The organism is Pseudomonas sp. LAMO17WK12:I1 (assembly GCF_900177315.1).
In the GTDB taxonomy this organism is placed as follows: Bacteria; Pseudomonadota; Gammaproteobacteria; order Pseudomonadales; family Pseudomonadaceae; genus Aquipseudomonas; species Aquipseudomonas marginalis.
Window position 1 is genome coordinate 24,637 of the sequence record NZ_FWZV01000001.1, and the last position, 11,982, is coordinate 36,618.

The 11,982-nt window shown below is 59.8% G+C and carries 12 protein-coding genes; 4 read left to right on the plus strand and 8 right to left on the minus strand.

Translation table 11 applies throughout. The features are described from left to right. Nucleotides 1-77: 77 nt before the first annotated feature. The 4 genes from B9N88_RS00115 to B9N88_RS00130 all read right to left on the minus strand — a co-directional run bounded on the left by B9N88_RS00115 (nucleotide 78) and on the right by B9N88_RS00130 (nucleotide 3,994). A complete protein-coding gene (locus tag B9N88_RS00115; RefSeq protein ID WP_256221284.1) occupies nucleotides 78-869 on the minus strand; it encodes a fimbrial biogenesis chaperone in 792 nt (263 codons plus the stop codon). Between the two features lie 84 nt (nucleotides 870-953). Next, a complete protein-coding gene (locus B9N88_RS00120; RefSeq protein ID WP_027606578.1) occupies nucleotides 954-1,517 on the minus strand; it encodes a fimbrial protein in 564 nt (187 codons plus the stop codon). Nucleotides 1,518-1,747: 230 nt separating this feature from the next. Next, a complete protein-coding gene (hppD, locus tag B9N88_RS00125) occupies nucleotides 1,748-2,824 on the minus strand; it encodes a 4-hydroxyphenylpyruvate dioxygenase (protein ID WP_027606579.1) in 1,077 nt (358 codons plus the stop codon). Between the two features lie 246 nt (nucleotides 2,825-3,070). Then, a complete protein-coding gene (locus tag B9N88_RS00130; protein ID WP_027606580.1) occupies nucleotides 3,071-3,994 on the minus strand; it encodes a DMT family transporter in 924 nt (307 codons plus the stop codon). Between the two features lie 77 nt (nucleotides 3,995-4,071). On the opposite strand from B9N88_RS00130, the gene B9N88_RS00135 reads away from it, so the two are divergent. The 3 genes from B9N88_RS00135 to B9N88_RS00145 all read left to right on the plus strand — a co-directional run bounded on the left by B9N88_RS00135 (nucleotide 4,072) and on the right by B9N88_RS00145 (nucleotide 7,135). Next, a complete protein-coding gene (locus B9N88_RS00135) occupies nucleotides 4,072-4,998 on the plus strand; it encodes a LysR family transcriptional regulator (RefSeq protein WP_027606581.1) in 927 nt (308 codons plus the stop codon). A 31-nt stretch (nucleotides 4,999-5,029) separates the two neighbouring features. Further along, nucleotides 5,030-6,586, plus strand: coding sequence for an EAL domain-containing protein (locus B9N88_RS00140; RefSeq protein WP_027606582.1), 1,557 nt, complete (start codon nucleotides 5,030-5,032; stop codon nucleotides 6,584-6,586). A 183-nt stretch (nucleotides 6,587-6,769) separates the two neighbouring features. Continuing rightward, on the plus strand, nucleotides 6,770-7,135 hold the full coding sequence (locus tag B9N88_RS00145; protein WP_027606583.1) for a histone-like nucleoid-structuring protein, MvaT/MvaU family: 366 nt from the start codon (nucleotides 6,770-6,772) through the stop codon (nucleotides 7,133-7,135). A gap of 111 nt (nucleotides 7,136-7,246) precedes the next feature. Here the strand turns inward: B9N88_RS00145 and B9N88_RS00150 are convergent, their stop codons facing one another. Further along, nucleotides 7,247-7,783 carry a DUF4946 domain-containing protein gene (locus tag B9N88_RS00150; RefSeq protein ID WP_027606584.1) on the minus strand — a complete coding sequence of 179 codons (537 nt, stop codon included), beginning with the start codon at nucleotides 7,781-7,783 and terminating at the stop codon, nucleotides 7,247-7,249. A 199-nt stretch (nucleotides 7,784-7,982) separates the two neighbouring features. Here B9N88_RS00150 and gloA point away from each other — a divergent pair, with 199 nt between their 5' ends. Next, a complete protein-coding gene (gene gloA, locus B9N88_RS00155) occupies nucleotides 7,983-8,504 on the plus strand; it encodes a lactoylglutathione lyase (RefSeq protein WP_027606585.1) in 522 nt (173 codons plus the stop codon). A 64-nt stretch (nucleotides 8,505-8,568) separates the two neighbouring features. On the opposite strand, the gene ahpF is transcribed toward gloA, so the two are convergent. From ahpF to B9N88_RS00170, 3 genes are all read right to left on the minus strand, one after another. Then, entirely contained in the window at nucleotides 8,569-10,134 is a 1,566-nt protein-coding gene (ahpF, locus tag B9N88_RS00160) for an alkyl hydroperoxide reductase subunit F (protein ID WP_027606586.1), read from the minus strand. Nucleotides 10,135-10,264: 130 nt separating this feature from the next. Further along, a complete protein-coding gene (ahpC, locus tag B9N88_RS00165; protein WP_003173835.1) occupies nucleotides 10,265-10,828 on the minus strand; it encodes an alkyl hydroperoxide reductase subunit C in 564 nt (187 codons plus the stop codon). A 133-nt stretch (nucleotides 10,829-10,961) separates the two neighbouring features. Continuing rightward, nucleotides 10,962-11,894 (minus strand): site-specific integrase, encoded by a 933-nt coding sequence (locus B9N88_RS00170; protein WP_027606587.1) that lies wholly within the window; start codon nucleotides 11,892-11,894, stop codon nucleotides 10,962-10,964. Between the last annotated feature and the right edge of the window lie 88 nt (nucleotides 11,895-11,982).

An 11,982-nucleotide genomic window follows, 5' to 3' on the forward strand; every position in this document is an offset into this window, starting at 1 on the left:
ACTAGGCATAGTTATGACTTCAGTGGACGCTGGGAAATGTACGTTTGCTTGCCATCATCAACGTTCCGGGGACGCGTTCAGCGGTGCAACACAGCAGGCTGCACCGATGAAAAGCCGCCGAAATCGTTGATGTAGGTGAAACTCACCCGTGCATCGGCAGGTATTGCCTTCGCGGCTTTCGGCACCGCTACCTTCAACGTGCCTCCTGGTTCCACCATCCCTTCCGGCAGGATCAGTTTTTTCGCGTTTGGATCGGCGCCCATGAGCAGGGCAATGTCGTTGAAGGTGACGTGATACGCCGATGGGTTATGCACCTGTATCTCGTTGCCCTGGGCGACCCGCGCCAGGGACCAGCGCAACAGCCCGGGCGCCTCCTCGGGTGTTCCGGATAACTGCGCCGGACGAAAAAACACTTTGGTGCGGATACGGAACGCGAACTTGAAGTGGTTCCGCTGATCGTCTTCAAGCGTGGGATCAAACTCACTGGTCGCACCAGGGACCTCAAGTACATTCAACCAGAACAGCGACTCTCTATCCGCAGGCAGCGGTGCCTTGGTGTAGGACAGGCGCATGGACTGGCTTTTGCCTGAGTCCAGGCGAAATACCGGCGGAGACAGCACGAAAGGCACATCGCTCAGCGACGGCGCTGCCTCTGGGTCACCGGCGTCCAGCCATGCCTGGACCAGGCGGGGTGCATGTTTGTCATCATTGGTCACTCGTAGGGTGACCTCGCGTCGCTGCTCGGGGTAAATCTGTCGCGTACCGTCGATAACCACGCCCGCGTGCGCCATGTGCGAGGCCATCCCCAAGGACAGGCTCAGCGCCACGCACATCGCTCGACGACTTAAGATCATCAGTAAATCCTGCATCGGGTAATCCTTGATAACAGTTGTCCTGCGCCCGACCGCCGGGTCGAGCGAGGATCTCAGGCGATGGTCATCTGCGTGGCTGCATCAAGGAAAGGTGACCGAGTACTGCACACTGCTGGTGACATTACCCGCGCCCGCCGCGCCACCGTTGGCGATATAGCGTGCGTAGAACGGCAAGGTCGCCAGGCCATTGGTAACGGTGGCAACGGTCGAGTTGTTGCCGGTGCGCAAGTCCATCGGCGTGGAGGTCGCACCATCGAGGATTTGTACCTCAACCCGCGAGGCCGGCGTTGCCGTGGCCGTGTTACGCAGGTTGCCGGTTGCCGGGTTGATGCCAGGGCTGGTCGGCTCATAACGTACGGCGACCTTGGTACCGTTCGGGCATCCGCCCGAGCCGCCGACATAGACAAAGTAGCGCTTGGCGCCGGCCGTATCGCCTGCGGCCTTGAGGGCCGAGGTTTGCACTCGGTCAAGCACTACCGGGAAGTTGGCGCCCGAACCTGGCGAGGCCCCGGTACCGCCACTGATGGTGCAGGTGGTGCCACTGACCGAGCCCGTGATCGTGATGGTACCGTCTGCCGCATAAGCGGAGCTGGCGGCAAAGCCGCAAAAGGCCAGCACTGCAGCCGCCAGAGTTTGTTTTGTCATAGTCAGTCTTTCCTTAAAGTTGGGTTCGCGGAATGCACGGTTGCGACACAGGAGAACATCAGCTCTTGCGCCCCCCATGTGTGGATATCGCGATCAATCGGGTTCCCAGGCCTGGAAAAGTCGTTTGTTTCAAGCTCGTTCTGAATTGGCAGGCAAAAAAAATGCTCCGTACCTTGGGATACGGAGCATGTTCGTCAAGCACCTGGGCAGCCTGCCAGGCCCCACATGGATCAGTCGGCGGTCAACACACCACGACGTACCTGGTCCCGCTCGATGGACTCGAACAGCGCCTTGAAGTTGCCCTCGCCAAACCCATCATCGCCCTTGCGCTGGATGAACTCGAAGAACACCGGGCCCATCAGGGTTTCCGAGAAGATCTGCAGCAACAGGCGCTTGTCGCCTTCGATGGACGAGCCGTCCAGCAGGATGCCCCGCGCCTGCAGCTGATCCACCGGTTCGCCGTGGTTCGGCAGGCGACCTTCGAGCATTTCGTAGTAGGTGTCCGGCGGTGCGGTCATGAAGCGCATGCCGATCTTCTTGAGTGCGTCCCAGGTCTTGACCAGGTCGTCGGTGAGGAACGCGACGTGCTGGATGCCCTCGCCATTGAACTGCATCAGGAACTCTTCGATCTGCCCGGCGCCCTTGGACGACTCTTCGTTCAGCGGGATGCGGATCATGCCGTCCGGGGCGCTCATGGCCTTGGACGTCAGGCCGGTGTATTCGCCCTTGATATCGAAGTAGCGCGCTTCACGGAAGTTGAACAGTTTCTCGTAGAAGCCGGCCCAGTAGGCCATGCGCCCGCGATAGACGTTGTGGGTCAGGTGGTCGATGACCTTGAGGCCGGCGCCTTGCGGGTTGCGCTCGACGCCGTCGAGGTAGACGAAGTCGATGTCATAGATCGAGCTGCCCTCACCGAAACGGTCGATCAGGTACAGCGGCGCGCCGCCGATGCCCTTGATGGCCGGCAGGTTCAGCTCCATCGGGCCGGTTTCGATATGGATGGGCTGGGCCCCCAGTTCCAGGGCGCGGTTGTAGGCTTTTTGCGAGTCCTTGACGCGGAACGCCATGCCGCACACCGACGGGCCATGCTCGGCGGCGAAGTAGGAGGCGATGCTGTTGGGCTCGTTGTTGAGGATCAGGTTGATCTCGCCCTGGCGGAACAGTTGGACGTTCTTGGAGCGGTGATTCGCGACTTTGGTGAAGCCCATGATCTCGAAGATCGGCTCCAGGGTGCCCGGGGTCGGCGATGCGAATTCGATAAATTCAAAGCCCATCAGGCCCATTGGGTTTTCATAGTGGTCGGTCATGGCCGGCGCCTCATCATTCTTGTGGGTAGCAATTGGTTATGTGCGAGCAAGGATGAGGTCGGAGGGCGGCGCGCAGGAAAGGCCTCGCACACTGCGGGCGAGGAAGTCACCAAAGATGAGGGGGGAGCCGAGTAGCTTCATGGTTACATCAGTCTCTGACGGCCGAGGCTTGCGTGAGCGCAAGTCCATATTCTTGTATGCGTAAATCGATTCTACACAGCGTAACGGTATTTGTCCGTACTCTTATCAAATCCCCATTGCCCTGGGCTGTGCAAGGGGTTTGTTGCACAGGTAGATGCCCAGCAGGATGACGGCCCCGCCCGCCAGCATGGGCGCCGTCAGTTGCTCCCCCAGCAGCAAGGCACCGCAGATCACTGCCGTCAGCGGGTTGAGTGCGATAAACACGCCGGAGCGCGTCGCGCCAATGCGCCGGATGCCGTCGTAGTAACCGATATACGACAGCGCCGAGCCCAACACGCCGAGGTAGGCCAGGCTGAGCCACTGGGTGAGCTGCAAGCGGCCGAGCGCTTCTACGCTGACGCTTGCGGTAACAAACGCGGTACTGGTCAACATCAACGTGCCCAGCAGCACCGACCAGGTGACCGTCTGCAATGGCCCCAGGCTTTGGTTGAGCCCACGGGCACACAGCGAATAAACGCCCCACCCTGCCACACAGCCGAGGATCAGCAGGTCGCCGATCCAGGCATCGGCGGTGGCCTGCAACACCTGCGGGTTACGGCTGACAATGACCGTCCCGGCACCGACCAGGCAAAGCAGGATCCCCAGCAGCTTGATCCGACTCAGCCGCTCCTTGAATAAGAGCCAGCTCGCCAGGCCGATCACCGCCGGATTCAACGCCACGATCAGCGAAGCCCGCGACGCATTGATGTACTGCAACCCATAGAAGAAGCACAGGTTGTAGAAAAAAATCCCGCAGAAGCCCAGCACCGCCAGTTGCGCAAACTGCCGAAGGTTCGGGCGTAACAGTCGAATACGCGCGCAGGCCATGAACAGCAACAACGCCAGGCTGGCGAGGATAAAACGCAGGCTGGCGGCCAGCAGCGGATTGAGGTGGTCGGCCAGGAAGCGCCCGGCGACAAAGGTACCGCCCCAGATCATGGTGACGGCGGCGAGCTTGCAATAAGTCAGGTAATCGGAGGCGGGATGCATGGGGATGGCTCTAGGTACGGAGAGAATTGGCGTATTCTTCAGCTAATAACTGATCATCGTAAAATGAGCTTTCACTCATGACCCTGACCCAATTGGAAATCTTCTCGCTGGTCGCCGAGCTGCAGGGCTTCACCAGTGCCGCCCACCGCCTGGGCATCAGCCAGTCGGCGGTGTCCCATGCCATCAAGGCCCTGGAGCAGGAGCTCGGTGTGGAGCTGTTTCGCCGCCACCAGTCGCAGGTAGAACTCAGCGACATCGGCCGGCAATTACTCGGACGTGCCCGTGCCATGCTCGGCCTGGCCAACACCCTGCAACAAGAAGCGGCCGATGCCCGTGGCATGCGACGCGGTACCTTGCGCATCGGCTCGTTCGGGCCGACCGCGTCGATTCGCCTGCTGCCCGCCATCCTCAGCCAGTTTCGCAGCGCCCATCCGGGGATTGAGGTGCATGTGGACGAAGGCCCCGACCGCCAGGTGCTGCAGTGGCTGGATGAGCGACGGATCGATGTGGGCTTTGTGGTGCTGGAACAGGAGCGCTACGACACCTTTGCCGTGTTCGAGGACCAGATGGTGGCGCTGCTGCCGGCAGATCATCCATTGGCTGCGCGGGACACCCTGGCCCTGCAGGACTTGTGCGACGATGCCTTTATCCTGACCGAAGCCGGCTCCTCGGAACTGGTCACCCGCCTGTTCGACGCCGGACAACTGCGACCAAGGATTCGTTATCGCTGCGCACAACTGCTGAGCACCCTGGAAGCGGTCAGCCGTGGCGATGGCCTGAGCATCGTCGCCGAAGCGTCGCTGCCCCAGGCACTTGATCCGCGCTATGTGAAGCGACCCCTTTCGCCCCGTGTGCCGCGCCAGATCGGCCTGGCGGTGCTGGATCGTCGGCAGTCGTCACCGGCCACCCTGGCCTTTATCGAGATTGCGCAAGGCCTTGTCAGGGCGAGCAAATTCCAAGCGGGCCATCTATCATCGGAACATTCCCCGCCGGCCTGCCGGTAAAGCCCTCTCCCTGCGCAACAGGCCTGAACCCATGCCCCTCACTGTCAAAGGCCCGCGAAGACTTCTTACCCGCTATGCGATCAGCCTGTTGGCGGGTGTGCTGCCGATCCTGCTGGGTGCGGCCATCCTGTATTGGCAAGCCGAACGCACCCTTGAACAAAGCACGGCGCAAACCGCCCAGGAAGCCGTACGTCAATTCGACCTGATGCTCGACAATACCGCCCTCGCCGCCCAGGCCTTGCTGCCCCTGGCCGGACAACCGTGTGACAGTGGCGCGCAACTGGCGTTGCGTGAACAGGTCACGCGCCGGCCGTTTGTGCGGGCGACGACCTTGTCCTGGCAGAAAAATATCTATTGCAGCTCCCTGTTCGGCAGCAACTACGAGTCACCGGTAAACCCGGATGACTACGTCGATGGCCGCCTGTGGCTGATGAACGGCAACCCGGTTACGCCGGATACCGCGCTGCTGGTCTACCGCCTGGTCGACGGGGACAAAGCGGCGTTTGCCTCGATCGACGGCTATCACCTGACCAACGCCCTGCGCCTGATCAGCCGCTATGCCCAGCTTGTGCTGCAAGTCGGGCCTCACTGGCTCGGCGCCGATGGCAACGTGCACGACACCGCCGTCCCGGTATTTGCCGTGGCCCATCATCACCTGGCGTCCGAGCGCTATCGCTACAGCGTCGACGCCGGCATGCCGGCCGGTGAAGTGTGGCGCTATATGCTGGCACGTTACCCGGCGCTGTTCAGCCTGGTGGTGTTCTTTGGCGTCCTCGCGGGCCTGCTTGCGCACTGGCTGCAAAAGCGTTCCTCGGCGCCCACCCATGAGCTGCAACGGGCGCTGGGGGCCAATGAGTTCATCCCGTACTTCCAGCCGGTGGTGCGCGGTGACACCCGCGAATGGGCCGGCTGCGAAGTGCTGATGCGCTGGCAGCACCCCAAGGAAGGCCTGGTCCGGCCCGATCTGTTTATCCCGCTGGCCGAACATTCCGGCCTGATCGTACCGATGACCCGCGCCCTGCTGCGCCAGACCGCCGTCCAACTGGCGCCCCATGCGACGCAGTTCACCCCGGGCTTCCATATCGGCGTGAATATCACCGCGCGCCATTGCCACGACCTTGCACTGGTGGAGGATTGCCGTGAATTTCTCGCCGCCTTTGCGCCGGGCCAGGTGACCTTGGTGCTGGAGCTGACCGAGCGCGAGTTGATCGAGCCCACGGATATTACCCGTCGACTGTTCGACGCCCTGCATCAACTGGGCGTGATGATTGCCATCGATGACTTTGGTACCGGTCACTCCAGCCTGGGTTATTTACGTAACTTCAATGTGGACTACTTGAAGATCGACCAGAGTTTTGTCGCCATGATCGGTGCCGATGCACTATCGCGGCATATTCTGGACAGCATCATCGAATTGTCCGGCAAGCTGGACCTGGGCATCGTTGCCGAGGGTGTAGAGACTGCCGAGCAGTGCGAATATTTGGCCGCTCATGGTGTGGATTTCCTCCAGGGTTACCTGTTTGGAAGGCCTTTACCTTGCGATGATTTCATTAAAAACCTGGCCAGCCATTCAATAGGCACGCACTAGCGGCGTTGAAATATTGTTAATACGACAAAAGACGTGATTTACTCTTGACGGATTAACTACTACAATTTTTCTTGCCTGTGCAGAACTCGCAGGACGACTTCTTCTGTGAGTCGCCTTAACGCTATTGGCTTATAGCTTTGTCTGTAGTTGACATCAGCCAAATACACTATTGGAGTATAGATTTTGTCCAGACTCGCCGAATTTCGCGCAGCAGAAAAAGCCCTTCAAGAGCAGCTCGCCCAGCTGGAGTCCCTGAAGAACGACGCCGGCCTGAAGAAAGAAATCGAATTCGAAGAAAAGCTTCAAGGACTGATGAAAACCTACGGCAAAGGCCTGCGCGACATTATCCTGATCCTTGATCCAAACCCGGGCAAGACCAGCGCTGCCGCCGCCAGCGCACCCAAACAGCGCCGTGCGCGCGTGGTCAAGGTTTACCACAACCCGCACACTGGTGAACTGATCGAAACCAAGGGCGGTAACCACCGTGGCCTCAAGGCCTGGAAAGAACAGTATGGCGCGGCCACTGTAGACTCCTGGCTTCGCGGCTGATCGCAGCGCACTAACAAAGAGCCCCGCACATGCGGGGCTTTTTTATTCAAGGGCTCGAAACCGAACTTAAATAACATTTCACTTTGTTGAGAATCGACGGGCGAAACGCACTTAAAGTTTGAGGCTGGCGCGCACCGAACTGACTTCATCCTTGCTGGCTTCGTAAGCGTCGGCTTGACCCGCGTATGAAAAAACATACGCTTTTTCGGTATCAACAGCCCCGACCAATGTTTGTGAAAGCACGTGCCGTCCATTCTCGGTAATCACACAGGTAGTTTCCACGGCCTCAAGGCGACTCAGTGTTGTCGAGTGCATCTTGCTGCACACACTCTGGTAACCGCCTTGGGCAAAATCCTTCTGGATGGACTTGCGCATCTCCAACAATACGCCCTGAAGATTAACGTTATGTCCGGCCTCGATCGGCGTCCCCGTCAACTCCATCACCATCAATGTGTTGCCATTTTCGTCGTTCTTGATCGCACGCTGCCGCGAGACCGGCTGCGGGGTGGCCGGCGCGGCGCCGTCGGGCACCACTTCCTCGACCTGCCAGCCGCTGGGCCAGTGAATTTCCGGGTCGCCCGCCCACACCCAGGGGCTGGCCAACAGCAAACACAGAGCGCTCAACAGCGGTATACGACATTCGATCATTGCAAAAGACACCCAAGGTTCAAGCGACAAAGTGTGAGCCCCGCCACCGGCCGGTCGCAAGACCTGCGCGCGCTTTTTCATTTGGCGCAGCAAGCGGGCCTTGCGTATCATGGCCCGGCTGCACGGACGCCAGCCGCAAGCCAAGGGAACGCTCCTCGCACCTGGAGCCGCGTTTGCCCCATTTTTTTCTGGAGGGCCCATGAGCCTGCACGAACTGAACACCTTCCCGGGCGTCACCGCCCAACCTGACACCGCCACCTCGAACTTCGTGTTCAACCACACCATGCTGCGGGTCAAGGACATCACCAAGTCCCTGGACTTCTACACCCGCGTCCTGGGTTTTTCCCTGGTTGAAAAGCGCGACTTCCCGGAAGCCGAATTCAGCCTGTACTTCCTGGCCCTGGTGGACAAATCCCAGATCCCGGCCGACGCCGCCGCGCGCACCCAATGGATGAAGTCGATCCCGGGCATCCTGGAACTGACCCACAACCACGGCACCGAAAACGATGCCGACTTCGCCTACCACAACGGCAACACCGATCCACGGGGCTTCGGCCATATCTGCATCTCGGTGCCCGATATTGTCGCCGCATGCGAACGCTTCGAAGCATTGGGCTGCGATTTCCAGAAACGCCTGAGCGATGGCCGCATGAAAAGCCTGGCGTTCATCAAGGACCCGGATGGGTACTGGGTTGAGATTATTCAGCCAGCACCGCTGTAAGTTTCTAACGCACAACGAAAAACCCCATGATCACTCATGGGGTTTTTCGTTTCAGGACCTGGGCTTAGGCCGGAGCGGAGGTACGGATCAAGTGATCGAAAGCACTCAGGGAAGCCTTCGCGCCCTCGCCTACTGCAATCACGATCTGCTTGTACGGCACGGTCGTCACGTCACCGGCGGCGAATACCCCTGGCAGTGAAGTTTCGCCACGGGCATCGACAATGATCTCGCCACGGGGGGTCAGTTCCACAGTGCCTTTAAGCCAGTCGGTGTTGGGCAGCAAGCCGATCTGTACAAAGATGCCTTCCAGGTCGAGGGTCTTGAACTCACCGGTATCGCGGTCCTTGTAGGCCAGGCCTGTCACTTTCTGGCCATCACCTTTGACTTCACTGGTCAGCGCGCTGGTGATCACGTCAACGTTAGGCAGGCTGTACAGCTTGCGCTGCAATACCGCATCGGCGCGCAGCTTGCTGTCAAACTCCAGCAAGGTCACATGGCTGACGATACCGGCCAGGTCGATGGCTGCTTCAACACCGGAATTACCGCCGCCGATCACCGCCACACGCTTGCCCTTGAACAACGGACCATCGCAGTGCGGGCAGAAGCACACGCCCTTGGCCTTGTATTCCTGCTCGCCCGGCACCCCCATTTCGCGCCAGCGGGCGCCGGTGGCCAGGATCACGGTCTTGGACTTGAGGGTCGCACCGCTTTCAAAGCGAATTTCGTGCAGGTCACCGGGATTCTTCGCCGGCACCAGGCTGCTGGCGCGCTGCAGGTTCATGATGTCCACGTCGTACTGACGCACGTGGGCTTCCAGGGCGCTGGCCAGTTTCGGCCCTTCGGTTTCCTGCACCGAGATAAAGTTCTCGATGGACATGGTGTCCAGCACCTGGCCGCCAAAGCGTTCGGCGGCAACACCGGTGCGGATGCCTTTACGTGCGGCGTAGATGGCGGCTGCGGAACCGGCTGGGCCACCGCCGACGACCAGCACATCAAAAGCCTCCTTGGCGCTGATTTTCTCGGCGGCTTTTTCAATGCCGCTGGTGTCGAGCTTGGCGAGGATTTCTTCCAGGCCCATGCGGCCCTGGCCGAAGTTCACACCATTCAAGTAGACGCTCGGCACCGCCATGATCTGACGCTCGTCGACTTCAGCCTGGAACAGCGCGCCGTCGATGGCGACGTGGCGGATATTCGGGTTGAGCACGGCCATCAGGTTCAGCGCCTGGACCACGTCCGGGCAGTTCTGGCAGGACAGCGAGAAGTAAGTCTCGAAGCTGAACTCGCCTTTAAGGGCGCGGATCTGTTCAATCACTTCGACACTGGCCTTCGACGGGTGGCCACCGACTTGCAGCAGGGCCAGCACCAACGAAGTGAATTCATGGCCCATGGGGATGCCGGCGAAACGCAGGCTGATATCGGCACCCGGGCGGTTGATGGAGAACGATGGCTTACGCGCATCATCGCCATCGGTCTTCAGGGTAATCAGCGTGGTGAGGCTGGTTACGTCCTGCAGAAGGGCGAGCATTTCCTGGGATTTCGCGCCGTCGTCGAGGGAGGCGACGATCTCGATCGGCTGGGTGACCCGTTCCAGGTATGACTTCAACTGAGCTTTAAGATTGGCGTCCAACATACGGGCGATTTCCTATTAATTCGGTTTATTGCAGACAAAAAAACGCCCGAGCGACTATCGCCCGGGCGTTTTGAGGGCGGATGCAGCTTACTTAAGTGCGGAGTTCCGCCCTTGATACGTCTTCACAGACTTAGATCTTGCCGACCAGGTCCAGGGACGGCGCCAGAGTGGCCTCGCCTTCTTTCCACTTGGCTGGGCAGACTTCGCCTGGGTGGGCAGCCACGTATTGAGCGGCCTTGATCTTGCGCAGCAGCTCGGAAGCGTCACGGCCAACACCGCCGTCGTTCAACTCAACGATCTTGATCTGACCTTCCGGGTTGATCACGAAGGTACCGCGGTCAGCCAGGCCAGCTTCTTCGATCAGGACGTCGAAGTTGCGGGAGATGGTCAGGGTCGGGTCGCCGATCATGGTGTACTGGATTTTGCCGATGGCTGGCGAAGTGTTGTGCCAGGCAGCGTGGGCAAAGTGGGTGTCGGTGGACACGCTGTAGATTTCCACGCCCAGTTTCTGGAATTCGGCGTAGTTGTCAGCCAGGTCTTCCAGCTCGGTTGGGCAAACGAAGGTGAAGTCGGCTGGGTAGAAGAACACGACCGACCATTTGCCTTTCAGGTCAGCGTCGGTCACATCTACGAAGTTGCCGTTTTTGTATGCAGTTGCTTTGAACGGTTTTACTTGGCTGTTGATGATAGGCATCGTTGACTCTCCGTCAGGGGTTAAGAAGTTGATGAGGTGAATCCTACCCACTCTCCCGGCGGATGGCTCATTGGCAAACCTGATGCTGACGATTGGTTTTCCCTATCAGGTGACGGTATTAATAGAAGAAATCTCAAAGCAGCGGTTGAGTAGCCAATGTCATGCCGAGAAAGGGCGTCGCTTCAACATAGCGCATGGCGGATTTCATGTCGCTCCAGCCGACGTAACTCATCAACGACTTCAAGTCCCACCCGCTGGAATGGGCCCAGGTGGCAAAGCCCCGGCGCAGCGAGTGACTGGTGTACTGCTCGGCGGCGATGCCCGCACGCTCAAGCGCCTGGCGCAGCAGCGGTATCACGCTGTTGGGGTGCAAGCCCCCCTCCCCCAGGTTTCCCCAGCGATCGATACCGCGAAATACCGGACCGCGCACCAGGGCCGAGGCGCTGAGCCATTCGCTGTAGGCCTGCACCGGGCAGAGGCGCAGCAGCGCCGGCGTGTGATAGGTCTTGCCGAGGTTGTCGCGGTCACTTTTGCTGCGCGGCAGGTACAGGCGGATGCCTGCACCGGGTGTGGCCTGTACATGTTCGATGCTCAAGCGACACAACTCATCGCTGCGAAAACCACGCCAGAAGCCCAGCAGAATGAGTGCAGTGTCACGCCGGGCCCGCAGCAATCGCGGCTGGTCATGTGCCTCAACGGCCTCTCGCGCTTCAGCCTCGAGGGAGGCCACGACCTGCTCCAGATGCCTGAGCTGCAACGGCTCGGCCTGCTTCTCCTGCGCCGGGTGCACGGCACGAATGCCCTTGAGCACCTTGCGCACCACCGGCGCTTTCGTCGGATCGGGAAAGCCCTGGCTGGTATGCCATTGCGCCAATGCCGAGAGCCGCAACTTCAAGGTGTTGACTGCCAACACGCCGGCATGCGCCACCAGGTAACGCGCCACGCTATCGCTGGTGGCCGGCAGAAATCCGCCCCAACTGACTTCGAAGTGTTCGATCGCCGCACGATAGCTGCGGCGCGTGTTATCGCGGGTGGCTGCGTTGAGGTAAAGGTCCAGATCGCTCATGGGAGGCCTATTTGTACTGCTGGCAGAGATGTAAGCGCTCCAGTCGCTTATGACACGGGATAATACGCCAATATCCCATCTGTTAAAT